This is a genomic window from Halomonas shantousis (assembly GCF_054654615.1).
Genome location: NZ_BAAIER010000002.1, coordinates 3740138 through 3764989, shown reverse-complemented (window position 1 = coordinate 3764989; position 24852 = coordinate 3740138). Strand labels below are relative to the sequence as shown.

General features: G+C 64.4%; 21 protein-coding genes. 15 read left to right on the top strand and 6 right to left on the bottom strand.

Annotation, left to right across the window (positions count from 1 at the left end; all coding sequences use genetic code 11):
- Nucleotides 1-56 precede the first annotated feature (56 nt).
- The 3 genes from ACYQ12_RS17785 to ACYQ12_RS17775 all read right to left on the bottom strand — a co-directional run bounded on the left by ACYQ12_RS17785 (nucleotide 57) and on the right by ACYQ12_RS17775 (nucleotide 2490).
- Complete coding sequence (locus tag ACYQ12_RS17785; RefSeq protein WP_459874291.1) at nucleotides 57-1298, bottom strand: NAD(P)/FAD-dependent oxidoreductase; 1242 nt, start codon at nucleotides 1296-1298, stop codon at nucleotides 57-59.
- A 120-nt stretch (nucleotides 1299-1418) separates the two neighbouring features.
- Entirely contained in the window at nucleotides 1419-2147 is a 729-nt protein-coding gene (locus ACYQ12_RS17780) for an LrgB family protein (protein WP_459874290.1), read from the bottom strand.
- Nucleotides 2140-2490: a CidA/LrgA family protein gene (locus tag ACYQ12_RS17775; RefSeq protein ID WP_459874289.1), complete on the bottom strand. Its 351-nt coding sequence runs from the start codon at nucleotides 2488-2490 to the stop codon at nucleotides 2140-2142. Before ACYQ12_RS17775 ends, ACYQ12_RS17780 begins: the two co-directional genes overlap by 8 nt.
- Nucleotides 2491-2742: 252 nt before the next feature.
- Here ACYQ12_RS17775 and ACYQ12_RS17770 point away from each other — a divergent pair, with 252 nt between their 5' ends.
- The 6 genes from ACYQ12_RS17770 to nrdF all read left to right on the top strand — a co-directional run bounded on the left by ACYQ12_RS17770 (nucleotide 2743) and on the right by nrdF (nucleotide 9169).
- The gene (locus ACYQ12_RS17770; RefSeq protein ID WP_459874288.1) at nucleotides 2743-3795 is read left to right on the top strand and encodes a class I fructose-bisphosphate aldolase; all 1053 of its coding nucleotides are present in this window, start codon (nucleotides 2743-2745) and stop codon (nucleotides 3793-3795) included.
- Between the two features lie 181 nt (nucleotides 3796-3976).
- Complete coding sequence (gene ubiM, locus ACYQ12_RS17765; RefSeq protein ID WP_459874286.1) at nucleotides 3977-5167, top strand: 5-demethoxyubiquinol-8 5-hydroxylase UbiM; 1191 nt, start codon at nucleotides 3977-3979, stop codon at nucleotides 5165-5167.
- 144 nt (nucleotides 5168-5311) lie between these two features.
- Entirely contained in the window at nucleotides 5312-5533 is a 222-nt protein-coding gene (nrdH, locus tag ACYQ12_RS17760) for a glutaredoxin-like protein NrdH (RefSeq protein WP_459874285.1), read from the top strand.
- A gap of 12 nt (nucleotides 5534-5545) precedes the next feature.
- Nucleotides 5546-5947, top strand: a complete 402-nt coding sequence (gene nrdI / locus ACYQ12_RS17755) for a class Ib ribonucleoside-diphosphate reductase assembly flavoprotein NrdI (RefSeq protein WP_459874283.1) — start codon at nucleotides 5546-5548, stop codon at nucleotides 5945-5947.
- Entirely contained in the window at nucleotides 5937-8111 is a 2175-nt protein-coding gene (gene nrdE / locus ACYQ12_RS17750) for a class 1b ribonucleoside-diphosphate reductase subunit alpha (protein WP_459874282.1), read from the top strand. Before nrdI ends, nrdE begins: the two co-directional genes overlap by 11 nt.
- A gap of 80 nt (nucleotides 8112-8191) precedes the next feature.
- Complete coding sequence (nrdF, locus tag ACYQ12_RS17745; protein ID WP_459874552.1) at nucleotides 8192-9169, top strand: class 1b ribonucleoside-diphosphate reductase subunit beta; 978 nt, start codon at nucleotides 8192-8194, stop codon at nucleotides 9167-9169.
- A 93-nt stretch (nucleotides 9170-9262) separates the two neighbouring features.
- Here nrdF and tkt read toward each other — a convergent pair whose 3' ends face one another.
- A complete protein-coding gene (gene tkt / locus ACYQ12_RS17740; RefSeq protein WP_459874281.1) occupies nucleotides 9263-11257 on the bottom strand; it encodes a transketolase in 1995 nt (664 codons plus the stop codon).
- A 360-nt stretch (nucleotides 11258-11617) separates the two neighbouring features.
- Here tkt and metK point away from each other — a divergent pair, with 360 nt between their 5' ends.
- From metK to ACYQ12_RS17710, 6 genes are all read left to right on the top strand, one after another.
- On the top strand, nucleotides 11618-12838 hold the full coding sequence (gene metK / locus ACYQ12_RS17735) for a methionine adenosyltransferase (RefSeq protein WP_459874279.1): 1221 nt from the start codon (nucleotides 11618-11620) through the stop codon (nucleotides 12836-12838).
- A 239-nt stretch (nucleotides 12839-13077) separates the two neighbouring features.
- A complete protein-coding gene (locus tag ACYQ12_RS17730) occupies nucleotides 13078-14172 on the top strand; it encodes a TAXI family TRAP transporter solute-binding subunit (RefSeq protein WP_459874278.1) in 1095 nt (364 codons plus the stop codon).
- Between the two features lie 33 nt (nucleotides 14173-14205).
- Nucleotides 14206-14703 carry a DUF1850 domain-containing protein gene (locus tag ACYQ12_RS17725; protein WP_459874277.1) on the top strand — a complete coding sequence of 166 codons (498 nt, stop codon included), beginning with the start codon at nucleotides 14206-14208 and terminating at the stop codon, nucleotides 14701-14703.
- 25 nt (nucleotides 14704-14728) lie between these two features.
- Nucleotides 14729-16906: a TRAP transporter permease gene (locus tag ACYQ12_RS17720; RefSeq protein WP_459874275.1), complete on the top strand. Its 2178-nt coding sequence runs from the start codon at nucleotides 14729-14731 to the stop codon at nucleotides 16904-16906.
- Between the two features lie 203 nt (nucleotides 16907-17109).
- Nucleotides 17110-17781 (top strand): 3-oxoacid CoA-transferase subunit A, encoded by a 672-nt coding sequence (locus tag ACYQ12_RS17715; RefSeq protein ID WP_459874274.1) that lies wholly within the window; start codon nucleotides 17110-17112, stop codon nucleotides 17779-17781.
- On the top strand, nucleotides 17778-18422 hold the full coding sequence (locus ACYQ12_RS17710; protein ID WP_459874273.1) for a 3-oxoacid CoA-transferase subunit B: 645 nt from the start codon (nucleotides 17778-17780) through the stop codon (nucleotides 18420-18422). The genes ACYQ12_RS17715 and ACYQ12_RS17710 overlap by 4 nt, the downstream gene beginning before the upstream one ends.
- Before the next feature lie 116 nt (nucleotides 18423-18538).
- Here the strand turns inward: ACYQ12_RS17710 and ACYQ12_RS17705 are convergent, their stop codons facing one another.
- Nucleotides 18539-19546 carry an NADP-dependent oxidoreductase gene (locus tag ACYQ12_RS17705; protein WP_459874272.1) on the bottom strand — a complete coding sequence of 336 codons (1008 nt, stop codon included), beginning with the start codon at nucleotides 19544-19546 and terminating at the stop codon, nucleotides 18539-18541.
- Nucleotides 19547-19593: 47 nt separating this feature from the next.
- Nucleotides 19594-20700 carry a glutathione S-transferase family protein gene (locus tag ACYQ12_RS17700; RefSeq protein ID WP_459874271.1) on the bottom strand — a complete coding sequence of 369 codons (1107 nt, stop codon included), beginning with the start codon at nucleotides 20698-20700 and terminating at the stop codon, nucleotides 19594-19596.
- 172 nt (nucleotides 20701-20872) lie between these two features.
- Between ACYQ12_RS17700 and ACYQ12_RS17695 the strand changes: the two genes are divergently transcribed.
- The 3 genes from ACYQ12_RS17695 to ahcY all read left to right on the top strand — a co-directional run bounded on the left by ACYQ12_RS17695 (nucleotide 20873) and on the right by ahcY (nucleotide 24737).
- Nucleotides 20873-21883 carry a PTS sugar transporter subunit IIC gene (locus ACYQ12_RS17695; RefSeq protein WP_459874270.1) on the top strand — a complete coding sequence of 337 codons (1011 nt, stop codon included), beginning with the start codon at nucleotides 20873-20875 and terminating at the stop codon, nucleotides 21881-21883.
- A 53-nt stretch (nucleotides 21884-21936) separates the two neighbouring features.
- Nucleotides 21937-23214 carry a cation:proton antiporter gene (locus ACYQ12_RS17690; protein WP_459874269.1) on the top strand — a complete coding sequence of 426 codons (1278 nt, stop codon included), beginning with the start codon at nucleotides 21937-21939 and terminating at the stop codon, nucleotides 23212-23214.
- 113 nt (nucleotides 23215-23327) lie between these two features.
- Entirely contained in the window at nucleotides 23328-24737 is a 1410-nt protein-coding gene (gene ahcY / locus ACYQ12_RS17685) for an adenosylhomocysteinase (RefSeq protein WP_459874268.1), read from the top strand.
- Nucleotides 24738-24852 lie beyond the last annotated feature (115 nt).

Genomic DNA, 24852 nt, shown 5'->3' with positions numbered 1-24852 from the left:
CGCCTATCGTACGGGGCGGCCTTGGGACACTGGCAGCAACCTTGCCCGAGGCGCGCTCAGAATCGCTCGGCGCGAAACGGCGTCATGTCGATGGCCGGGGGCTCGCCATGCATCATCGACGCCAGCAGCTGTCCGGTGGCCGGCCCCAGCGTGAAGCCCTGATGGGCGTGGCCGAAGGCGAACCACAATCCGCGATGACGCGGCGCCGGGCCGATCACCGGTTTCATGTCCGGCGTGCAGGGGCGTGCGCCCTTCCAGGGTACGGGATCGAGTCGCTCGCCAAGCGGCAGCAGTTCCCGCGCCGCCGCTTCCGCCGCCTCGAGCTGACGATGGCGGGCGGGCGCCTCGCGCGGTGCGAGTTCCGCCCCGGTGGTCAGGCGGATACCGGCCCGCATCGGGGCGAGCAGGTAGCCGGTTTCGGCATCGAGCAGGCAATGCTGCAGCCGGGCCTCGCCGGTGAGGGCGTAATGCATGTGATAGCCGCGCTTGACGAACAGCGGCAGCCGATAACCCAGCGTCGCGAGCCAATCGTCACTCCAGGGACCCAACGCCAGAACGACCTCTTGCGCCTCGAGCGCGCCCTGATCGGTCGTGACCCGCCAACCGCCGCCATGCGGCTCGACCGAGCGAATCCCGCTACGCTGGATCTCACCGCCTTCGGCCTCGAATGCCTTGGCATAGGCAGCGACCAGTGCGCCGGGATCGGCCACGGTCCACGGGTCCTGCCAGTGCACCGCACCGATGGCGGGCGCGGCAAGATCCGGCTCGCACCGGCGCAGGGCCACGGTATCGAGCGTCTCGAAGCCGATACCGAAGCGCGCCCGGTACTCTCTCGCTTCGTTCTCCCGCCTCGCCAGTGCCGTCGGGGTACGAAATACTTCCATCCAGCCATCGCGGTGAATCAGCGCCTCGGCACCGGCCGCCTCGATCATCTGCGCATGGGTGTCGACCGATAGCGCGATCAGCGAAGCGTATTCGGGCACGATGCGTGCATAGGCCCGCGGGGCGGAGTGACGCCAGTAGCCGAACAACGCCTGGGCGGCATTGAGCACGCCGCCCGGTGTGTAGCGGACATCCACGCGACGGTTGCCTATCAGTCGAAACAGCATCGCCGCCTCGCGCGGAAACGCGTGGGGAGCCACCGCCTCACGCTGGATGATGCCGGCATTGCCGAACGAAGTCTCGCTTCCCGGTGCGCGCCGGTCGACCATGCACACGCGACGTCCACGCCGGGCCAGATGGTAGGCCACGCTCACACCGACCATGCCGGCGCCCAGTACCAGAGTCTCGTGGGTCATCCTCTCCTCCTTGCTTGTGTCGAGTCGGCGAGCCCGCATGGATGCCGGCGCTGACGCCACGGCAACGGCGATTGCCAGGCGGCTCCAGGCCCATGGCTTGCGCCAAGAGGCTGGCGTTCGCTAGAACGCCAGCCGCCAGACGATCGGCAGCACGATGGCGGTAAAGAGGCCGGTCAGGCTCATGCCCAGCGACGCGAAGGCACCCGCCAACGGGCTGATCTCGAAAGCGCGTACCGTGCCGATGGCATGGCCGTTGAGGCCCAGCGTGAAGCCGATCAGCCGTTCGTCATCGATCCCCAGTCCGCGCACCAGCAGGCTCACCGACAGCGTCGCCAGTACGCCGGTCACCAGCAGCGCGCCCAGCAGCAGCCCTGCCGAGCCGCCGATCTGGGCGATGATGCCCAGGGCGATCGGGGCGGTGACCGACTTGGGGGCCAGCGAGGCGACGGTATCGTGGGAGCCGCCCAGCGCCCAGGCGATCGCCACGGCATAGAGCGCGGCCAGGCTTGCCGCCAACGGTAGACAGATGAGGATCGGCTTCCACATCGCGCGCACGTGGTGAATCTGCTGATAGAGCGGCACCCCGAGCGCCACGGTGGCCGGGCCGAGCAGCAGCATCAGCCAGGCGGCGCCGTGCTGATAGTCCTCGATGTCGATGCCGAGCGCCGCAAGCGCGGCGGCCAGCAGCACACTTGCGATGAGTACCGGCGGACACCAGACGGGACGCCCCATGGTCACGAACAGGCGCATGCCGATCAGAAAGGTGACCAGGGTCAGGCCGATGGCCGGCAGCGGTGAGGCCATCAGATGTTCCGGCAGGGCATGCCAGCGGTTCAGGAAATCAGTCACGCGCGGCTCCGGTGAACGCCTTCAGCAGCAGCAGCGTGGTCAGCACGCTGAGCAGGGTGCCAGCGACCAGAGCGCCGGCGATGGGCAGCCACTCGGCGGCAAGCTGCTCGCCCATGAAGAATATGCCCACCACGCCGGGCATGATCAGCATGGTCAGGAAGGTGATCAGAGGCTGGCTGGCGGCGGTGAGATCGGCGCTGACCTGACCGCGCCACATCAGCCAGGCAGTGAGCAGCAGCAAACCGGCGACGCTGGCGCTGATCGGCCAGGCGAACAGCCACACCAGCGTGTCTCCCAGCAGTTGGAAGGCGATGAGCCATAGAAAGCCGCGCAGCAGGGGCATGAGGTCAGTTCCGGTTAACGGGGCGGTGGCGAGCGACCATGATAGCAAAGCGGCCCGAGAGTGTGGGATTTGGCGCTTCTGCCTGATAGTGTTTAAACCGTCGGCTCAGGCATAGTCTGGGCGCCGGGATAGCGAAGCCGGGCGTGAAGCGACGGACGGCGTCGTTTATCTTTAGGACGTGAGAGCGGTGGCCTTGGGCCACGGGTCGTTTGCGGGAAGCATGATTCATTCAAGGACAAGGAGCGAGTACCCATGACCGACATAGCCAAACTGTTGGGCGAGGAAGCCGAGAGCCTGCTCAACCATACCTGTACGGGATTCAAGAAAGAGGATCTCTACCTGCCCGGCCCCGACTATGTCGACCGGGTGATGATGGATAACGATCGCAGCCCGCACGTGCTGCGCAACATGCAGACCCTGTTCAATCATGGCCGCCTGGCCGGTACCGGCTACGTCGGCATCCTGCCGGTGGATCAGGGCATCGAGCACTCCGCCGGCGCCTCGTTTGCCCCCAATCCGATGTACTTCGATCCCAAGAACATCGTCGAACTGGCCCTCGAAGGCGGCTGCAACTGCGTGGCCTCGACGCTGGGCGTGCTGTCCTCCGTGGCGCGGCGCTATGCCCACAAGATTCCGATGATGCTCAAGCTCAACCACAACGAGACGCTGACCTATCCGGCGATCTACGACCAGACGATGTTCGCCCAGGTCGAGCAGGCGCACAACATGGGCTGCATCGCGGTCGGCGCGACCATCTACTACGGCTCACCCGACTGCCGCCGCCAGATCCAGGAGATCAGCGAGGCCTTCGAGCACGCTCATGAGCTGGGTATGGTCACCGTGCTGTGGTCGTACCTGCGCAACCCCGAATTCAAGAAGGACGGCACCGACTACCACGTCGCCTCGGACCTCACGGGGCAGGCGATCCACATGGCGGCAACCATCAAGGCCGATATCGTCAAGCAGAAGCTGCCCGAGAACAACGGCGGCTACAAGGCGGTCGGCTTCGGTCATACCCATGACAAGGTCTACGACGAGCTGACCTCGGACAGTCCCATCGACCTGGCCCGCTATCAGGTCGCCAACTGCTTCATGGGGCGTGCCGGGCTGATCAACTCGGGTGGCGGCTCCAAGGGCCATTCGGACCTCGGTGAAGCCGTGCGTACGGCGGTGATCAACAAGCGTGCCGGCGGCATGGGCCTGATCTCCGGACGCAAGGCGTTCCAGAAACCGTTCAAGGAAGGGGTCGAGTTGCTCAACGCCATTCAGGACGTCTATCTCTCGAACGACATCACAATCGCCTGAGTCCTCATCGACCAAGCGGAAGTTTTCATCGCTCAAGTAGAACGGCCCGGCTTTGCCGGGCCGTTCTACTTGAGCGTGACGCGGTGGATTGTCACTCGTCATGGCCGAACTCGCCGGGCACTGCGTATCATGAGGCACACTGCCTGGCACGGGCATGGTTATCGCAAGCAGGGGGAGCGAGATGCTGGAAGATTCGGTAACGGACGTGGCGATCGTTGGCGCCGGTCCGGCGGGACTTTGCTTGGCAGTCCAGCTGGCGGCCTTGGGACTGTCGGTGAGCGTGGTCGACCGCGCGCCCTATCGTGCCCTGGCGGAAGCGGGCGACGACGGCCGCGAGATCGCGCTGACCCACACCTCGCGGCGTCAACTCGCCTGGGCCGGCATCTGGCAGCGCATCGACATGCAGAGCGTGGCGCCGATTCGCGAGGCGCGGCTCTACAATGGCGACACGCCACAAGCCATGACGCTGGCCGACGCCGGACGCTCGGCATCACGCACCATCGGTCAGCTCGTTCCCAACCGGGTGATCCGGCGTGCCGCCTTCGAAGCCGCCCTGGCCGACTCACGCATCAGGCTGATTGCCGGCCAGGGCGTCAGCGCGCTCGAGACCTCGCCCGGGGCGCGGATCCTGCGTCTCGAGGACGGCAACCGGCTTGCCGCTCGACTGGTCGTGGCCGCCGACGGGCGCATGTCCGCTACACGCCGCATGGCGGGGCTGCCTGCCCACCTCGAGGACACCGGCCGCAAGGTACTGGTCTGCCGCATGGCGCACGAGCGTCCGCACGGCGAGCTGACCTGGTCCTGGTTCGGTTACCAACGGGCCCTGGCGCTCCTGCCATTGAACGACCAGACCTCATCGGTGGTGATGACGCTGACGCCGACGGAGGCCGAACGGCTGGAGTCGCTCGATGCCGCCGAATTCTCGGCAACGGTCAGCGGTTTCTATCGTCACTGCCTGGGCGACATGCAGCGTGTCGGAAAGGTTCACGGCTATCCGCTATGGGTCGGCTACGCGCAGCGGCTGGTCGCGGAGCGCCTCGCGCTGATCGGCGATGCGGCGATCGGCCTGCATCCCGCCACGGCGCACGGCTTCAATGTCGGGCTGGCGAGCGTGCACCGGCTGGTACGCGAAATCGCCGTGGCACATCGGCGAGGACACGATATCGGTGCGCCCGCCGTCCTCTCCGCCTACGATCATGCCCATCGGCGCGCCATCCGTCCCTTGTGGCTGGCGTCGCAGGCGGTGGTGTCGCTGTATGGCGATGCGCGTCCTCCGGCCAGGATGCTTCGCCAGGCCGCGCTGAGACTGGCCAGGCAGGTGGGGCCGCTGCGCTGGGGGCTGGAGAGCTATCTGCTGCGAGACGTGCGTTGACCCGGCATTGGCGAGACGCTGATCTCGATCAATTACCAGATATTGAATCTTTCCCATGATCGGCTACCATATGTGGTGCTTGTGACCTGAACGGGTCCGACACCATTTTCTTGCGCACCGCTGTCATTTACGGGAACGATTATCATGAGTATTACCATTTACAGCAAGCCGGACTGCATGCAGTGCCATGCCACCTATCGCGCCCTCGACAAGCAAGGGCTCGATTACAGCGTGATCGATATCAGCGTGGAGACAGAGGCGGTGCGCACCGTCGAGTCGCTGGGCTATCGCCAGCTTCCGGTCGTTGTCGTGGGTGAAGAGCACTGGTCCGGATTCCGGCCCGAACGTATCCGCCAGCTGGCCTGAGCGGGAGGCCTTGTGAGCGAACTGGTCTATTTCTCGACCCGGTCGGGCAATACCCGCCGTTTCGTGGAGAAGCTGGGGCTGCCTGCCCAGCGGATCCCGTCGAACCGTCAGGAGTCGCTGCGGGTGGAGCGTCCCTACGTACTGGTGGTGCCCACCTATGGAGATGGCGACCCGCGCACCGCGGTGCCGGGGCCGGTGATCCGCTTTCTCAACGATGTGCACAATCGCCACTTGATTCGCGGCGTGGTCGCCGGTGGCAATACCAATTTCGGCAGCGCCTTCGGGTTGGCGGGATACGTCATCGCTCACAAGTGCCAAGTGCCGTTGCTGCACCGCTTCGAACTCATGGGAACCCCTGAAGACGTCGTCAAGGTGCGCGAGTGCCTGACGCTGGAGACTGCCGATGTTGAATGACACGCTGGAACGCGCCGAAGGAATGTCGGCGACCGAGACCTCCCGCTCGGCAAAGACGCTGGATTACCATGCGCTCAATGCCATGCTCAACCTCTACGATGCCGACGGGCGGCTGCAACTCGGCGCCGATCGCGAGGCGGCGCGTCAGTACTTCCTGCAGCACGTCAATCAGAACACGGTATTCTTCCACTCGCTCGAGGAGAAGCTCGACTATCTGGTGACGGAAGGCTATTACGAGCGCGAGGTGCTCGAGCAGTACGATTTCGCCTTCGTGAAGCGGCTCTTCGAACGGGCCTATGCGGTGAAATTCCGTTTCCAGAGTTTCCTCGGCGCCTTCAAGTACTACACCAGCTACACCCTCAAGACCTTCGACGGTCGGCGTTATCTGGAGCGTTACGAGGACCGCGTGTGCATGGTCGCGCTGAGCCTGGCGCGTGGCGACGAGGCCCTGGCGACGTCACTGCTCGACGAGATCATCCATGGCCGTTTCCAGCCGGCCACGCCGACCTTCCTCAACTGTGGCAAGCAGCAGCGCGGCGAACTGGTGTCGTGCTTCCTGTTGCGCATCGAGGACAACATGGAGTCGATCGGCCGCGCCATCAACTCCGCTCTGCAACTCTCCAAGCGCGGCGGTGGCGTGGCGTTCCTGCTCAGCAACATCCGTGAGCTGGGTGCACCGATCAAGCGCATCGAGAACCAGTCCTCCGGCATCATTCCGATCATGAAGCTGCTCGAGGACGCCTTCTCCTACGCTAACCAACTGGGCGCGCGTCAGGGGGCCGGGGCGGTGTATCTCAACGTGCACCATCCCGATATCCTGCGTTTTCTCGACACCAAGCGCGAGAACGCCGACGAGAAGATCCGCATCAAGACCCTGTCGCTGGGCGTGGTGATTCCCGACATCACTTTCGAGCTGGCCAAGCGCAACGAGGCGATGTACCTGTTCTCGCCCTACGATGTCGAGCGTGTCTACGGCGTGCCCTTCGGTGACATCAGCATCACCGAGAAGTACCAGGAAATGGTCGACGACCCGCGTATCCGCAAGACCAAGACCAATGCGCGCGAGCTGTTCCAGACGCTGGCCGAACTGCAGTTCGAGTCCGGTTACCCCTACGTGATGTTCGAGGATACGGTGAACCGCGCCAATCCGATCGCCGGGCGCATCAACATGAGCAACCTGTGTTCGGAGATCCTGCAGGTCAATACGCCCACCGAGTATGACGATGACTTGGGCTACCGGCGTATCGGCGAGGATATCTCCTGCAACCTGGGGTCGCTGAACATTGCGCGGGTGATGGATTCGCCGGATTTCGGCGCCAGTGTCGAAACGGCGATTCGCGGCCTGACCGCCGTTTCCGAGATGAGCGACATTCGCTCGGTGCCGTCGATCGCCGAAGCCAACGCCCGTTCGCATGCCATCGGCCTGGGCCAGATGAACCTGCACGGCTATCTGGCCCGCGAGCGTATCCACTATGGCTCCGACGAAGGGCTGGACTTCACCAACATCTACTTCTACTCGGTGACCTACCACGCCCTGCGCGCCTCGAACCAGTTGGCCATCGAGCGTGGCGCACGTTTCGCCGGTTTCGAGGAGTCCGCCTACGCCAGCGGCAGTTTCTTCGACAAGTACACCGAGCGCGAATGGGCGCCGCGAACCGTCCGGGTGCGTGAATTGTTCGACGCCGCCGGTATCCACATTCCGACCCAGGCCGACTGGCGCGAGCTCAAGGCCTCGGTGATGGAACATGGCCTCTTCAACCGCAATCTGCAGGCGATTCCGCCGACCGGCTCGATCTCCTACATCAACCATGCTACCTCGAGCATCCATCCGGTGGCAGCGAAGATCGAGATCCGCAAGGAGGGCAAGCTGGGCCGCGTCTACTATCCGGCGCCGTACCTGAGCGACGACAACCAGGATTACTACCGCGACGCCTACGAAGTCGGTCCCGAGAAGATCATCGACACCTATGCCGAGGCGACCCAGCACGTCGATCAGGGGCTGTCGCTGACGCTGTTCTTCCGCGATACCGCCACCACTCGCGACATCAACCGTGCGCAGATCTATGCCTGGAAGAAGGGTATCAAGACGATCTACTACGTGCGCCTGCGCCAGGCGGCGCTAACGGGAACGGAGGTCGAGGGCTGCGTTTCCTGCACCCTGTAAGAGAACGACATTCGCTCGCGAATCCTGGAAACGTGACAGTACGACTGCCATGTCAACCGAATGAGACATTCGACATGAATATGCCCGCTACCGCTGCCCGCCGCCTAAGCCGGGTCGATGCCATCAACTGGAATCGTCTGCAGGACGACAAGGACCTGGAGGTGTGGAATCGCCTCACCAGCAACTTCTGGCTGCCGGAGAAGATTCCGTTGTCCAACGACCTGCCGGCCTGGAACACCTTGAACCAGGCCGAGCAGCAGTTGACCATCCGCGTGTTCACCGGACTCACGCTGCTCGACACCATTCAGGGCACGATCGGTGCGCCGACGCTGATCAAGGATGCCGTGACGCCCCACGAGGAAGCGGTATTCACCAACATCAGCTTCATGGAGTCGGTGCATGCGCGCTCCTACAGCTCGATCTTCTCGACGCTGTGCGCCACCCGCGACGTCGACGATGCCTATCGCTGGAGTGAAGAAAACGTCCACCTGCAGAACAAGGCCGAGCTTATCCTCGAGCGGTACCGCACCGACGACCCGCTGATGCGCAAGGTCGCCAGCGTGTTCCTCGAGTCGTTCCTGTTCTACTCGGGCTTCTATCTGCCGATGTACTGGTCGAGCCGTGGCAAGCTGACCAATACCGCCGACCTGATCCGCCTGATCATCCGTGACGAGGCGGTACACGGCTATTATATCGGCTACAAGTTCCAGCGCGCCCTGGAGCGCGAATCCGCCGAACGCCAGCAACAGATCAAGGACGAGACCTTCGATCTGCTGCTCGACCTCTACGACAACGAGGTGCACTACACCGAGTCGCTCTACGACGAGGTGGGACTCACCGAGGAGGTCAAGGCGTTTTTGCACTACAACGCCAACAAGGCGCTGATGAATCTCGGCTACGAAGCCCTGTTCCCCGGGGCGACCGAGGCGGTGAGCCCGGCAATTCTGGCTGCGCTCTCGCCGGGGGCCGATGAGAACCATGACTTCTTCTCCGGCTCCGGCTCGTCCTACGTGATCGGGCGTAGCGAGCGTACCGAGGATGAGGACTGGGCGTTCTGAGTTCGTGAAGCCGCCTCGCTTCCGACCACAAAAAAGCACGGCCAGCGCCGTGCTTTTTTTGTTTTGCCACTATGTGAGCTGCGTGGCCGCCGGTTACTTGGCGAGCAGTTCCTCGGCCTTCTCGAGAACATTCTCGACGGTGAAGCCGTAGTACTTGAACAGATCCGCGGCGGGGGCGGACTCGCCGAAGCTGTCCATGGCGATGATCCGGCCATCGAGGCCCACATACTTGTACCAGTAGGCGTAGTGGCTGGCTTCGATGGCGATGCGTGCCTTCACGCTCGCCGGCAGAACGGCTTCGCGGTAGTCGGCGGGCTGAGTATCGAAGGTGCTGGTCGAAGGCATCGACACCACGCGCACCGCACGGCCCTTGGATTCCAGCGTGTCGGCAGCGTCCATCGCCAGGCCGACCTCGGAGCCGGTGGCGATCAGGATCAGCTCGGGGGTGCCAGCGCAGTCCTTGAGCACATAGCCGCCGCGTTCGATAGCGGCCAGCTGATGCTTGTCACGCTGCTGATGAGCCAGGTTCTGGCGCGACAGCACGAGTGCCGTGGGAGCGCCGCGGCGCTTGAGAGCGGCATGCCAGGCCACGGCGGTTTCCACCGCATCGGCCGGGCGCCAGGTGGAGAGATTGGGCGTCGAGCGCAGCGCGCCCATCTGCTCGACCGGCTGGTGGGTCGGGCCGTCTTCGCCGAGACCGATGGAGTCGTGAGTGAACACGTAGATGGCTTGGCGGTTCATCAGTGCGGTCAGGCGCACGGCGTTGTGCATGTACTCCATGAAGGTCAGGAAGGTCGCGCCATAGGGGATGAATCCGCCATGCGCGCTGAGACCGTTCATGATCGCGCCCATACCGAACTCGCGCACGCCGTAGTGCAGGTAGTTGCCCTCGGGCGAGGTCTGGGTGATGGGGCGCGCGCCCTGCCAGAACGTCAGGTTGGAGGGCGCCAGGTCGGCGCTGCCGCCGAGCAGCTCGGGGAGCTGGGGGCCGAGAGCGTTGAGGCACATCAGTGACGCCTTGCGGGTGGCGATGCTCTCGGCGCGCGCCTGGGCATCCTCGATCAGCTTCTCGCTTTTGAGATCGACCGGCAGCTCGCCGGAGAGACGCCGCTTGAGCTCCCTGGCGAGTTCCGGGTGCGCCTGTGCGTAACGCTCGAAACGGGCGTTCCAGTCGGACTCGGCCTGCTGGCCGCGGGCGGTGGCGTCCCAGCCCTGATAGATCTCTTCGGGAATGTGGAAGGGGGCGTGGGGCCAGCCGAGCTGCTGGCGCGCGGCGGCGATCTCATCATCACCCAGCGGGGCGCCGTGGCTCTCCTCCTTGCCCTGCTTGTTGGGGGCACCGAAGCCGATGATGGTCTTGCAGATGATCAGGCTGGGGCGATCGTCGTTCTGGCGGGCCAGCTCGATGGCGGCCTTGATCTCGTCGGGGTTGTGCCCGTCGACGACGGAGACCACGTGCCAGCCGTAGGCCTCGAAACGCTTGGCGGTGTCGTCGGTGAACCAGCCGTGAATCTCGCCGTCGATGGAGATGCCGTTGGCGTCGTAGAACGCGATCAGCTTGCCCAGCCCCTGGGTGCCGGCCAGCGAGCAGACCTCATGGGAGATACCTTCCATCAGGCAGCCGTCACCGACGAACACGTAGGTGTTGTGATCGATGATCTCGTGGCCCGGCCGGTTGAATTGTGCCGCCAGGGCGCGCTCGGCGATGGCCATGCCTACGGCATTGGCCAGGCCTTGGCCCAATGGCCCGGTGGTCGTCTCGACGCCCGGCGTGTAGCCGAGTTCGGGATGCCCCGGCGTCTTGGAGTGCAGCTGGCGGAAGCTCTGCAGGTCTTCCAGGCTCAGGGCATAGCCGGTCAGGTGCAGCAGCGAGTACTGCAGCATCGAGCCGTGGCCGTTGGAGAGCACGAAGCGGTCGCGGTCGGCCCACTTGGGGTTGGCCGGGTTGTGCTTGAGATAGTCGTTCCACAGGACTTCGGCGATGTCGGCCATGCCCATGGGGGCGCCGGGATGGCCGGACTTGGCCTTTTGCACTGCGTCCATGGACAGCGCGCGGATCGCATTCGCCAACTCGAAACGGGACGGCATTGTGTCGCTCCTTGCCTGAGGCAAAACAATAAGGCGCCGAAAATGAGAGATTCGATGATATTTTCAGCACGGCCTGGCTGGGGATGCGCCGTGCCAGCGTGCAGGGCGCTTCGGGATTCGGGCGCATATTGTCGCCGAGAAGCGCTTTCCCGGCAAATCGGGCGCCGTCCGTGCCATCGCTAGGCAGCCTGACGGCCAGCGTGTAGACTCATTCTCCCGGGGGCCGGCGTCGCAGCGCCGGGCCTGTCGTGCGTCGCGTCTTTCCTGTCATCCGGTATGCGGCGCGGTTTTTCCCCCTTTTATCGCGGCCGTTCACCTGCCGTGGTCGTGAAAAAGCATAAGAGAGGGTCGAGGACGCCAATGAGCGAATATTCCCTGTTTACTTCCGAGTCCGTCTCCGAAGGGCACCCGGACAAGATCGCCGACCAGATTTCCGATGCGGTGCTCGATGCCATCATCGCACGCGACAAACAGGCCCGCGTGGCCTGCGAGACGATGGTCAAGACGGGGGTGGCGATCGTCGCCGGTGAGGTCACCACCAGCGCCTGGATCGATCTCGAGGAACTGGTGCGTCGGGTGATTCTGGATATCGGCTACAACTCCTCGGAAGTCGGTTTCGACGGCGAGACCTGTGGCGTGCTCAACCTGATCGGCAAGCAGAGTGTGGATATCGCCCAGGGCGTCGATCGCAGCAAGCCGGAGGATCAGGGCGCTGGCGACCAGGGGCTGATGTTCGGCTACGCGACCAATGAGACCGAGTCCTACATGCCGGCGCCGATCCACTACTCGCACCGCCTGGTCGAACGTCAGGCCGAGTTGCGCAAGCACGGCCTGCTGCCGTGGCTGCGCCCGGACGCCAAGAGCCAGTTGACCTTTCGCTACGGCGAGGATGGCAAGCCGGTGGCGGTGGAGGCCGTGGTCCTGTCGACTCAGCACGACCCCGACATCGATCAGGACGATCTGCGCAAGATGGTCAAGCGCGAGATCATCGAGCAGGTGCTGCCCGCCGAATGGCTGACCGACAAGACCCAGTTCCATATCAATCCTACCGGCAAGTTCGTCATCGGTGGCCCGGTGGGCGACTGCGGTCTGACCGGACGCAAGATCATCGTCGACACCTATGGCGGCATGGCCCGTCACGGTGGCGGCGCCTTCTCGGGCAAGGATCCGTCCAAGGTCGACCGTAGTGCTGCGTATGCCGGACGCTACGTGGCCAAGAACATCGTCGCCGCGGGACTGGCCGATCGCTGCGAGATTCAGGTTTCCTATGCCATCGGCGTCGCCGAGCCGACCTCGGTCTCGATCAACACCTTCGGTACCGGCAGGATCGGCGATGACAAGATCATCGAGCTGGTCCGTGAGCACTTCGATCTGCGTCCCTTCGCGATCACCAGGATGCTCGACCTACTGCATCCGATGTATCAGTTGACCGCGGCCTACGGGCACTTCGGGCGCAGTCCGTTCGAGCACACCTACACCTGGAAGGACGTCAGCGGCGAGCAGCATACCGAAACCTTCACTGCCTTTCCGTGGGAGAAGGTCGATCGCGCCGATGCGCTGCGCCAGGCGGCAGGCCTCTGAGCCGTCGATGGCCGCTGGCCATGCATGAAGCCCCGGTTCGCCGGGGCTTCGTCGTTTATGGCAGGATGGTGGGCGCTGCCGCAATGCCGCGCCATGGCCTGCCAGGATGAAACGTTGGCACCCGCATGGCGCGGGCCGGTTGCAGCCCCGGGACTGGCATGGTATCTCCGGGGTTAGGTTTCGTAAGCTATGGCAATGACGCACTCTCGGAAAGCGATAGACAACAAAGGATGGAATGCATGGCGAATCGTACTTTGATGCTCGCGGCCGCTCTCGGTCTTTCTGGCACGCTGCTGGTCGGCTGCGGTGACGACAGCGAGGAGACGGCCTCCAACGATGCGGCGCAGAACGAAAGCGCGACCCAGCAGCCGGCGACGGCCGATGCCGGTAACGCTGGCAGTGGCGAGCCGGTCAACCTGATCTTCGGCACCGGCGGCACCGGCGGGTCCTACTATCCCATCGGCGGGGCGCTGAAGGGCGTCTTCGAGCAGAGCGATCTGATCGATAACGTCCAGGTGGTCTCCACCGGCGCTTCCGTACAGAACATCAACAACATCAACGACGGTCTCAACCAGATCGCCATCGTCATGAGTGACGTGGCTTACGACGCCGTCAATGGACAGAACCAGTTCGAGGGGCAGGACGTCGGCATTCGGGCGCTGGCGGGGCTTTATCCCAACGTGGTGCAGGTCGTGGCCACGGCCGACAGCGGTATTCACAGCATCGAGGATATGGCCGGCAAACGCGTCGGGGTCGGCAAGGTCGGTTCCGGTGTCGAGCAGAGTGCCGCCAAGGTGCTGGAATCCGCTGGGCTGAGCTATGACGACCTGGCCCAGGTGAGCCACACCGGCTATGCCGACAGCGTCACCGAAATGGGCAACGGCAACCTGGACGCCGCCTTCTTTACCTCCGGCGTGCCCAACTCGAGCATCACCGGACTGATGCAGAGCACCGATATCACCTTCGTGCCGGTAACGGGCGAGGTGGCGGACAAGCTGCTCGAGGCCTATCCGTACTACGAGACCTACACCATCCCGGCGGGCGCTCCCGAACGCTATGATCTGGGCGAGGCGGTGGATACCGTGGCGATTCGCAACATGCTGATCGTGCCGGAATCGATGCGTGACGATGTCGCCAAGGAGCTGACGCAGCGTTTCCACGACTATCTTGAGTCCGGCAACGTCTCGGTGGGTGCGCTCAATCAGTTCGATCCCAGCACCATGGACCAGAACCTCGTCGTGCCGCTGCACCCCGGTGCAGAGACCTACTACGAGTCGCAGTCCGGCGATGCCGCGGTGGATGGCGAACAGGCCACCAGCGGCAATGCGCAATAAGGGAACGATCGCCCCTTGCGGGTCCGAGAGGGCATGACACGCAAGACGTGGTCGATCACGATGACGATGGCGATCCTGATGATCGCCATCGTCGCCTACCCTTTCCCCTGGCTGGTGGTGCGCGATGGCGCGCAATGGCGCTTCGCGTTTCCGGGCGGCGAGGGAACCCGCTTCACCCTGCGCTGGATGCACTCGGTCGAGAAGGAGGACTGGGAGGAGTGGTTCGAGGTGACCGATGCCGGCGCCATCGAACTCACCGGGACACGTTTCAAGACCTTCGGCGCCGGTGTCCCCACCCATGCCGGAAAGGAGACGCATCTCGACAACGGCTGGGTGGTAATGACCGGGATCGATCGTATCGTCGACCCGCTCGCGGTGCAGGCGGCGGCCAAAGAGCACTACCGCCTGGTCTATGCCGGTCATACGGTCGCGCTCTCCCGCGCCGATCCGCCACCGATTCTGACCTTTTCCATTCTCAGGGCACCGCTCTGGCGCGCCTTGCCGGCGCTGGCGCGGCCCTGGTTCACCTAGGTCTCGCTTGGCGAGGATAAACTCCATGTCTGATAAAGAGATAGCGCCCCTGAGCGACTCCGAGGGCAAGTCGGTCAAGGAAGCGCTAGAGAAGTATGATCGCGAGAGTCTGGTACGCGACGCGCTACCGGCTGCCGTGATCAAGTTCGTTACTGCGGTGGCGGTGCTGCTGGCGCTGTTCCATCTCTACACGTCCTTTTCGGGCCCGCTGGTCGACGTGGCACAGCGCAGCATTCACCTCTACACCCTGCTGGGGCTGGCGTACATCCTCTATCCGCTGACTCGCAAGGGCGCGCGCGACCGCGTACCGTGGGGCGACGCGCTGCTGGCACTGCTGGCGTTCGGTGTCGGTATCTACATGCTGGTGGTGTCCGATCGGGTCATCGCCTCCGCCGGGCGCATCAACGATATCGACCTGATCGTCGGCTGCCTGGCCGTCCTGCTGGTGCTCGACGCCACGCGCCGGGTCACGGGGTGGGGACTGACGATCCTGGCCACGCTGTTTCTGCTCTACGGCTTCTACGCCAAGCTGTCGTTCTATCCGCAGCTCAACGAGACGATCATTCTGGCCACCTGCCGGCAGATCATGTCGCATCTGGTGTTCATCACCGAGGGGCTGCTGGGCACGGCGATCGGTGTGTCGGCCAGCTATATCATCCTGTTCATCCTGTTCGGCGCCTTCCTCGGCAAGTCCGGGCTCGGGCAGCTGTTCAACGACCTGGCGCTGGCCATCGCCGGCCATACCCGCGGCGGTCCGGCCAAGGTGGCGGTCATCGCCAGCGGCTTCCTCGGCTCCATCAACGGCTCGGCGATCGCCAACGTGGTGACCACCGGGGCCTTCACCATTCCGCTGATGAAGAAGACCGGCTACCGTGCCAACTTCGCCGGTGCGGTGGAGGCGGCGGCGAGTGTCGGCGGACAGATCCTGCCGCCGATCATGGGTGCGGCGGCATTCATCATGGCCGAGGTACTGGCGGTGCCCTATACCCAGGTGATTCTGGCGGGCATCATTCCGGCACTGCTTTTCTATCTGGGCGTGCTGTTCCAGGTGCATCTGCGCGCGATGCGCAACGGTCTCGAGGGCATTCCCCGGTCGCAGCTGACCCCGCTCAAGGAAGTCATGCTCAAGCGCGGCCACCTGCTGGTGCCGATGGTGGTGCTGATGTGGCTGCTGTTCGAGGGACGGGCGCCGTTCTTCGCGGCGTTCTGGTCGATCGCCGCGACCGTGCTGATCTGCGGCACGCGGCGCGTGACCCTCGGGCTCAGCGTGATCCTGACGCTGCTGATCTTCGAACCGCAACTGCGAGCGCTGTTCGATGGCCGTGCGCTGCCCGGCATGCCGACGAGCCGCTGGGCGCTGTTCGCGATCATCGCGGTGCCGGTAGCGATCAACGCGCTCCGCGCCCGACTGGGCCTGGTGGCCGAGAAGATGGATGTCGCCGACTGCCGCGACGCAATGAGCGACGGCGTGCGCAACGCCATTCCGGTGGCGATCGCCTGCGGTGCGGTGGGCATCATCGTGGGGGTCGCCACTCTGACCGGTGTCGCCCTGGAAGCCGCCGATGCGGTAGTGACGCTGGGCCAGCAGATCCCGATTCCCATGATCCAGCTTTTGGTCACGCTGTTTCTGACCATGATCGCCTCGATCGTACTGGGCATGGGGCTGCCGAGCATCCCGACCTACATCATCACCAGCACCATGGCCGCGCCGATCCTGCTCAACCTGCCGCTGTTCCGGGAGCTGGCCGGGAGCAACGAGACGGCGATCTTCGTCGCGCACATGTTCGTGTTCTATTTCGGCCTGTTCGCCAACCTCACCCCACCGGTGGCACTGGCGGCCTACGCCGGTGCCGGAATCAGCGGCGGTTCGCCCAACGCTACCGGTTTCCAGGCGATGAAACTGGCGATCGCCGGTTTCGTGGTGCCCTACATGTTCGTGTTCGCCCACAGCATGTTGATGATCGACGCCACGCTGCTGAACACGTTGTGGGTGATCGTTACCGGGGTGGTCGGCGTGTTGCTGCTGGCGGTGGCGGTCGAGGGCTACCTGCGCCGGCCGCTCAATCCCTTCTGGCGCCTGCTGGGGCTGGTGGGTGCCCTGGCGCTGATCTTCCCCGGCCTGCTCAGTGATGCGATCGGCGCGGTGATCACCGTGATCCTGTTCCTGCTCGCCAAACAGCGCGACAAGCCCGCTGCCGCCTGAGGTTCTTCGCATGACCTGCCACGCCGGCCGGATACCGGCGTGGCAGGATATCCGACCCGGCGATCGCCGGGCTTTTTTTGGAGCCGATTGGCTTATGGCCTGATTAGCTCGCTATTGGTCTTATCGTCCCCTGCGCGCTTTTCAGGCATAGTCATCGGTTTCGTCAGTGATGTTCACGAACCCCAGGTGATGGAACACATCCCATGATCGACAAGACCCTAGCGACCTTTGCCGAGGCAGTGGCCGACATTCCGGACGGCGCCACCATCATGATCGGCGGATTCGGCAACTCCGGCACGCCCTTCAAGCTGATCGAGGCGCTGCGCCAGCACGGCGCCGCCGACCTGTGCGTCATTTCCAACAATTCCGGCGTGGCCGAGGAGGGCATTGCTTCCCTGCTGCGCGATGGCCTGGTGCGCAAGGTGGTCTGCTCCTTTCCGCGTTCCGCCGGCTCCATCTGGTTCGAGCGCCTCTATGAAAAGGGTGAACTGGAGCTGGAGCTGGTGCCCCAGGGCACCCTGGCCGAGCGCATTCGCACCGCCGGTGCCGGGCTCGGCGGTTTCTTCACGCCCACCGCTTACGGTACCAAGCTGGCCGAGGGCAAGGAGACGCGCATCATCGACGGCAAGGGCTACGTGCTGGAGATGCCGCTGTCGGCGGACTTCGCGCTGATCAAGGCCGAACGTGCCGATGCGTGGGGCAACCTCACCTACGATACGGCGGGACGCAACTTCAATCCCATCATGGCCATGGCGGCGGGCGTTACCATCGCCGAGGTCGCGTCCGTCGTCGAGGTGGGCGAGCTCGAACCCGAGCATGTAGTCACGCCAGGGATCTTCGTGGATCGCGTCAGCAGTGGAGGAGAAGGGGAATGAACAAGCTGAGCTCAAAGGAAATGGCCCAACGCGTGGCGCAGGACATTCCCGATGGCGCCTACGTCAACCTGGGCATCGGCCTGCCCACTGCCGTGGCCAATTACGTGCCCGAAGGCCGTACCGTCATCTACCACAGCGAGAACGGAATTCTGGGGGTCGGGCCGGCTCCCGCCGAGGGACAGGAGAACCCCAACCTGATCAATGCCGGCAAGCAGCTGGTGACGATTCTGCCCGGCGGGTCCTACTTCGACGTGTCGCAGTCGTTCGCCATGATGCGTGGCGGTCATCTCGACATCGCCGTGCTCGGGGCCTTCCAGGTCTCCGCCGACGGCAATCTCGCCAACTGGGCGACGGACAGCGATACGCTGCCGCCGGCGGTGGGCGGAGCGATGGATCTGGCCGTAGGCGCCAAGCAGGTCTACGTACTGATGAAGCACACTACCAACGAGGGGGCGCCGAAGATACTCGAGGCGTGCACCTACCCGCTGACCGGGCAGGGCATCGTCAACCGTATCTACACCGACCTGGCCTGTCTCGATGTCACGCCGGAAGGCCTGCGGGTACGCGAGCTCTACAACGGCAACAGCCTGGAAGACGTGCAAGCGGTCACCGAGGCTCGCCTGCTGCCACCGTTGTCGTAACGCCGATTGCGCTTCCCGCGCCGAGGCCTTTCGCAGAGTGGCACCTTGCGTGCAGGCTCTGCGCGATACAGCAAGTGAAAAGAGGCGGCACGCCGAGTGGCATGCCGCCTCATGCTTTACTTGACCTCAAGTACCAGCTTGCCGACGTTGTCGCCGCGAAACAGCATCATCAGGTGCTCGGGGAACTGCTCGATGCCCTCGACGACATGCTCGCGGTGCTTGAGCTTGCCGGCCTGCATCCAGCCGGCCATCTCCTGGGCGGCCTGACCGTACTGCTTGGCGTAATCGAACACCACCATGCCCTGCATGCGCGCCCGGTTGACCAGCAGCGACATGTAGTTGCTCGGCCCCTTCACCGCCTCGGTATTGTTGTATTGGGAAATCGCCCCGCAGATCACCACCCGGGCGTGCAGGCGCAGGCGCGTCAGCGCCTCGTTGAGGATGTCGCCGCCGACGTTGTCGAAATACACGTCGACGCCGTCGGGGCAGGTGCGCTTGAGGCCCTGGCGCAGTTCCTCGGCCTTGTAGTCGACGACATCGTCGAAGCCGAGCTCTCTGATCAGGTAGTCGCACTTCTCCTGACCGCCGGCGATGCCCACCACCCGGCAGCCCTTGATCTTGGCGATCTGGCCCACGGTGGAGCCCACCGCACCGGCGGCACCTGAGACCAGCACGGTCTCACCCTCCTTGAGCTCGCCCACTTCCAGAATGCCGAAATAGGCGGTCATGCCGGTCATGCCCAGCACATTGAGGTAGGTGGGCAGCGGCGCGAGATCGGGATCGACCTTGTGCAGCTCCTTGCCGGCGACCACCGCGTACCGCTGCACGCCGAGCGTGCCCGAGACGTGGTCGCCCGGCTGGAAATCGGGATGACGGGACTCGACGACCCGGCCCACACCCAAAGCGCGCATCACCTCGCCCAGGCCCACCGGCGGCACGTAGGACTTGCCCTCGTTCATCCAGCCGCGCATCGCCGGGTCCAGCGACAGGTAGCGGGTCTCGACCAGCACCTGACCGTCCTGGGGCTGGCCCGTGGGCTCCTGGGTGATATCGAAGTCGCTGCGCTTGGGTTCGCCGACCGGGCGCTGGGCCAGGCGCACCTGGGTATTAGTTTCACGGCTCATTGTCGTCCTCCTGGTTATCGATGGGTTCATGATGGCAGTGACGGCGTTCAACTCGCCGGCACCAGACGGTTGTCGCGCCGCTCGAGCCGGCAGGGAATGTCGAGCTGCATCGCCTTGAGACCGGCGCAGCGCGCCAGCAGCGCGTCGACCGACTCGCGCTCGGGGCCGGTCAGACCGCGGTAATAGTCCAGCGGACGCTGCAGCATCCATTGCGGAAACGCCATCAATGCGCGCTCGCCCTCCGTCTCGCCGATGCGAAAGCGATGCTGCCCGATACGCCGCGGCAAGCGTTCCCCGGGGTGCGTCTCGACCCAGCGGGTCACGGCCTCGACGGTGTCGCGCAACACGGGGAACTGCTCCTCGAACTGGTGGCGCAGCAACGGCAGCAAGGTGTCGGGGATCGCATCATCGGGGAGCCAGTCGCCGATTTCCGGCTGGGATGCGAACATGCGCTCGACCCACTGCGCCACATGCGGGGCATGACGGCGCATGAGCGCGCCGGGGGCCGGGTCTCGGTAGAGGTGGGCATAGAGCGGGGCGATCAGGCCGAAGTCGGCCATGCTGGCCCGCTCACCCAGGAGGTAGCGATGTTCGCGAAAGTGCGCTTCCAGCGTGTCCAGCAGGGTCAGGTACCATTGCTCGATGGCCGGAGCGGTGGTCGGCGAGACGCCCAGTGTCGGCAGCATTCCGGCAAAGTGGCCGGCCCTTGAGCGCGCCAGCCGACGACGCACGAAGGCCGGCGCCCAAGGCGCCACCACCTTGCCGAATTCGCCCATGATGAAACGCTCGTTCTGCTCGGGGAAACTCCAGCGGTAGTGCATGGCGGGAATCACCAGCCACTCGTCGGCGTAGAGTTCGAGCAGCAGCGCGACCAGGCGCTGGCGCGGCGTGGGGGGATAGATGGGCCGTTGCGCAAAGCGCGTTTCCAGGAAATCGATGATGGCGGTGGTGTCCTGGATGGCGTCGCCTTCGGGCGTCTCGAGTACCGGAATGAAGCGTACGCCGGTCTTGGGCACGATGATGCGCCGGTAGACGCGAAGCGTGGAGAGGATCTCCCGGTAGGGAATGCCCTTGTAGCGCAGGTAGGCCCGCACTTTGCCGGTATACAGCGAGAACTCGGTGCCGTAGAGCGTGTAGGTCGCGGATCGGGTCATGCAGGAATCCCTTCGTTTACCGGTTGTCCGACGATAACGCATCGCAAGGCGTCTAGCGTCTAGACCAACCGCTTATACGGTCGTTTGTTTGTCACTCATGGCGGCACGCGGCTGAAGTAATGTCGCTGCCTCGCTACACTGGGAGACTCTCGAGACACTCAGGGGAGTCGCCATGCAGGCCTTTCTCGTCCGCAAGAACGTCACGCCATCGCTCAGGCTCTACTTCATTACCTGTCTGAGCTACATGGCGCTGGGGCTCTTTGCCTCGCTGATCATCGGGCTGATCATCCGTACGCTGGGCAACCAGTTGGGCATCGATTTCCTGGTCGAGATGGGGCAACTGGCGATCACGCTGATGGGACCGGCGATCGGCGTGGGGGTGGCCTACGCCCTGCAGGCGCCGCCGCTGGTATTGTTCTCGGCATTGGTCTCGGGGGCGGCGGGGGCCACGCTGGGTGGCCCGGCGGGGGCCTTCGTGGCGGCATTGGTCAGCACCGAGCTCGGCAAGCTGGTCTCCAAGGAGACGCCGGTGGACATCCTGATCACGCCGCTGATCACCATCGCCATCGGCTATGCCATCGCTGCCGGGCTCGGGCCGCTGATCCAGTCGCTACTGGTGGGACTGGGCGAAACCATCATGTGGGCTACCGCTCAGCAGCCGCTGGTAATGGGCGTGGTGGTGGCCGTGGTCATGGGCCTGGCGCTGACCGCGCCCATCTCGAGTGCGGCCATCGCCATCATGCTCGAACTCAAGGGCGTGGCGGCCGGTGCGGCCACGGTGGGCTGCGCGGCGCAGATGGTGGGATTCGCCGCCAGCAGCTACCGTGAAAATGGCGTATCCGGCCTGCTGGCACTGGGACTGGGAACCTCGATGCTGCAGATCGCCAACATCGTCAAGAATCCGCTGATCCTGCTGCCGCCCACGTTGGCCGGCGCGCTGCTGGGGCCGCTGGCCACCATGCTGCTGGCCATGGAGAACAACCCGGCGGGGGCGGGCATGGGCACCAGCGGGCTGGTAGGACCGATCATGACCTTCCAGACCATGGGCTTCACCTTCCAGGCGCTGCTGGGCGTGCTGCTGCTGCAGATCGTCGGACCGGCCCTGGTGAGCCTGGCGGTTTCGGAGTTCATGCGCGCTCGGGGCTGGATCAGACCCGGCGACATGGCGATTCAACAGGGATAGGCCGGTGGCCTTGCGCCTCGACCGTTCACGGACACTGCTGCTAAGGAAAGTTCATGCTGGAACTCGTTGCGATCATCGTTTCGCTCACGGCGCTGCTCGCCTGGATCAATCATCAATTCATTCGCCTGCCCACCACCATCGGGGTCATGGCCATCGCCCTGGCGCTGTCCTGGGGATTGCACGGCCTGGCATCGCTGGGGTTCACCGCCATCGAGGATCAAGCCGAGGCCCTGCTCGCCCGCATCGATTTCAACGAGTTGCTGATGGAGGGCATGCTGTCGTTCCTGCTGTTCGCCGGGGCCCTGCATATCGATCTCGATCGGCTACGGCGCTATCGCTGGTCGATCGGTTTTCTGGCCACATTCGGCGTGGTGATCTCGACGCTGGCCATCGGGTCGATCGCCTATTTCCTGCTCGGCTATTTCGACTTTGCGGTGCCCTTCATGTACTGCCTGGTGTTCGGCGCGCTGATCTCGCCCACCGATCCTATCGCCGTGCTGGGCATCCTGCGCCAGGCCAACGCCCCGGTGGATCTTGAGCTGCGTATCGTCGGCGAGTCGCTGTTCAACGACGGGGTCGCAGTGGTGGTGTTCACTCTGCTGCTGGGGGCGGCGGCAGGCGGCGAGGCATTGACGGTTTCCCATGCCGGTGAACTGTTCCTGCTCGAGGCGGGCGGTGGCATTGCGCTGGGGCTGGCCGTCGGCAGCCTGGCATACGTGCTGATGCGCAGCATCGACGAGTACCGCATCGAGGTGCTGATCTCGCTGGCCGTGGTGCTGGGCGGCTACTCCCTGGCCCTGCACCTGCACGTTTCCGGCCCCATCGCGATGGTGGTGGCGGGGCTGCTGGTGGGCAACAAGGCGCGTCAGAGCGCGATGTCGGATACCACCCGCGAACACCTCGATGCCTTCTGGGAGCTGATCGACGAGATTCTCAACACGCTGCTGTTCGTGATCATCGGCCTCGAGGTGCTGCTGATCCCCTTCGAACTGGCGCACCTGTGGGTCTGTGCCGGATTGATCGTGGCCATCCTGGTGGTGCGTTTCGTGACCATCGGCGTGCCGGTGATGACGCTTCGCCACCACATGGGGTTTCGGCGCGGCGCGGTGCGCATCCTGACCTGGGGCGGCCTGCGTGGCGGCATCTCGGTCGCGCTGGCGCTCGCCTTGCCGGAGGGCGAGACCCGCGATGTGCTGCTGACCGTAACCTACCTGATCGTGCTGTTCTCGATCCTGGTGCAGGGGCTGTCGATCGGCCGCGTGGTCACCTGGCTGCTGGGCACGTCCTCGGGCGACGGCACGCAGGAGCGTTCCGACAACACGCATCACTGAGGCCGGGCGGCGCAGAAGGGCAGCCCGATTGGTGGCGGTAACGGGCCCTGCCTATAGTGAAAGCATGCCGTCGTGACCGGCGGCTGCCTTCCTCTCGCTCACGAGGTGCCCGCATGAACCAGCCCGCCGCATCCGCCGCGCTCGCCCACGATTTCAAGGTCGCCGACATGACATTGGCCGACTGGGGACGGCGCGAGATCCGCATCGCCGAGACCGAAATGCCGGCGCTGATGAAGATTCGCGCCAAGTATCGCGATGCCCAGCCGCTCGCCGGCGCGCGCATTGCCGGCTGCATCCACATGACCATCCAGACCGCGGTGCTGATCGAGACGCTGGTGGCGCTCGGCGCCTCGGTGCGCTGGTCTTCCTGCAACATCTTCTCGACGCAGGATCACGCTGCGGCGGCGATCGCCGCCGCCGATATTCCGGTGTTCGCCTGGAAGGGCGAGAACGAGGAGGAGTTCTGGTGGTGCATCGAGCAGACCGTGGCAGGCCCCGACGGGTGGACGCCCAACATGATACTCGACGACGGCGGCGATCTGACCGCGCTGCTGCATGACAGGCGCCCCGACCTGCTCGACGCCATCCACGGCATTTCCGAGGAGACCACCACCGGCGTGCATCGCCTGCAGGAGATGCTGCGCGACAGTACGCTCAAGGTGCCGGCGATCAACGTCAATGATGCGGTGACCAAGTCCAAGAACGACAACAAGTACGGCTGCCGCCACAGCCTCAACGACGCCATCAAGCGCGGGCTCGACCATCTCATGGCCGGCAAGCAGGCGCTGGTGATCGGTTACGGCGACGTGGGCAAGGGCTCGGCAGCCTCGCTGCGCCAGGAGGGCATGATCGTCAAGATCAGCGAGATCGACCCGATCTGCGCCATGCAGGCATGCATGGATGGTTTTGAAGTGGTCTCGCCCTACCGCGGCGGTATCAATGACGGCGTCGAGAGTATCGATCGCGCCCTGCTGGGCAGGATCGACCTGGTGGTCACCTGCACCGGCAACATCAACGCCTGCGACGCGCCGATGCTCAAGGCGCTCAAGAAAGGCGCGGTAGTGTGCAACATCGGCCACTTCGACAGCGAGATCGACACCGCCTACATGCGCCGCCAATGGCACTGGGAGGAGGTCAAGCCGCAGGTGCACAAGATCTACCGCGACAGCGACCCCGGCGAGTTCGATCCGGACAGCGGCGACTACCTGATCCTGCTCTCCGAAGGACGACTGGTGAATCTGGGCAACGCCACCGGTCATCCGTCACGAGTCATGGATGGCTCCTTCGCCAATCAGGTGCTGGCCCAGATTTACCTTTATGAGGGCCGGTTCGCCGAGCTGCCTACCGCCGAGAAAAGCGCCAACGTCACCGTCAAGGTGCTGCCCAAGTCCCTCGACGAGGAAGTCGCGCGCTATATGGTCGAGGGGTTCGGCGGTGTCGTGACCCGCATGACCGACGATCAGGCCCGCTACATCGGCGTGCCGGCGGAGGGCCCCTTCAAGCCGGACAGCTACCGCTACTGATACCCACCTTGTCTTCGCCGCACTACTGGCGGCGAAGCGTTCGTGTCCGTCGTCGCATCGGCCCCATGACGTTGCATTGTTTGACATAATGCAACATCACCCCGACACAAGGCTT

Coding starts and splice junctions, on each gene's coding strand:
- ahcY (WP_459874268.1), top strand. CDS start 23,328: ATGAACCAGCCCGCCGCATCCGCCGCGCTCGCCCACGATTTCAAGGTC.
- ACYQ12_RS17785 (WP_459874291.1), bottom strand. CDS start 1,298: ATGACCCACGAGACTCTGGTACTGGGCGCCGGCATGGTCGGTGTGAGC.
- nrdE (WP_459874282.1), top strand. CDS start 5,937: ATGTTGAATGACACGCTGGAACGCGCCGAAGGAATGTCGGCGACCGAG.
- ACYQ12_RS17710 (WP_459874273.1), top strand. CDS start 17,778: ATGAACAAGCTGAGCTCAAAGGAAATGGCCCAACGCGTGGCGCAGGAC.
- nrdF (WP_459874552.1), top strand. CDS start 8,192: ATGCCCGCTACCGCTGCCCGCCGCCTAAGCCGGGTCGATGCCATCAAC.
- ubiM (WP_459874286.1), top strand. CDS start 3,977: ATGCTGGAAGATTCGGTAACGGACGTGGCGATCGTTGGCGCCGGTCCG.
- ACYQ12_RS17705 (WP_459874272.1), bottom strand. CDS start 19,546: ATGAGCCGTGAAACTAATACCCAGGTGCGCCTGGCCCAGCGCCCGGTC.
- ACYQ12_RS17700 (WP_459874271.1), bottom strand. CDS start 20,700: ATGACCCGATCCGCGACCTACACGCTCTACGGCACCGAGTTCTCGCTG.
- ACYQ12_RS17720 (WP_459874275.1), top strand. CDS start 14,729: ATGTCTGATAAAGAGATAGCGCCCCTGAGCGACTCCGAGGGCAAGTCG.
- ACYQ12_RS17695 (WP_459874270.1), top strand. CDS start 20,873: ATGCAGGCCTTTCTCGTCCGCAAGAACGTCACGCCATCGCTCAGGCTC.
- ACYQ12_RS17725 (WP_459874277.1), top strand. CDS start 14,206: ATGACACGCAAGACGTGGTCGATCACGATGACGATGGCGATCCTGATG.
- metK (WP_459874279.1), top strand. CDS start 11,618: ATGAGCGAATATTCCCTGTTTACTTCCGAGTCCGTCTCCGAAGGGCAC.
- ACYQ12_RS17690 (WP_459874269.1), top strand. CDS start 21,937: ATGCTGGAACTCGTTGCGATCATCGTTTCGCTCACGGCGCTGCTCGCC.
- ACYQ12_RS17770 (WP_459874288.1), top strand. CDS start 2,743: ATGACCGACATAGCCAAACTGTTGGGCGAGGAAGCCGAGAGCCTGCTC.
- ACYQ12_RS17730 (WP_459874278.1), top strand. CDS start 13,078: ATGGCGAATCGTACTTTGATGCTCGCGGCCGCTCTCGGTCTTTCTGGC.
- ACYQ12_RS17715 (WP_459874274.1), top strand. CDS start 17,110: ATGATCGACAAGACCCTAGCGACCTTTGCCGAGGCAGTGGCCGACATT.
- tkt (WP_459874281.1), bottom strand. CDS start 11,257: ATGCCGTCCCGTTTCGAGTTGGCGAATGCGATCCGCGCGCTGTCCATG.
- nrdH (WP_459874285.1), top strand. CDS start 5,312: ATGAGTATTACCATTTACAGCAAGCCGGACTGCATGCAGTGCCATGCC.
- ACYQ12_RS17775 (WP_459874289.1), bottom strand. CDS start 2,490: ATGCCCCTGCTGCGCGGCTTTCTATGGCTCATCGCCTTCCAACTGCTG.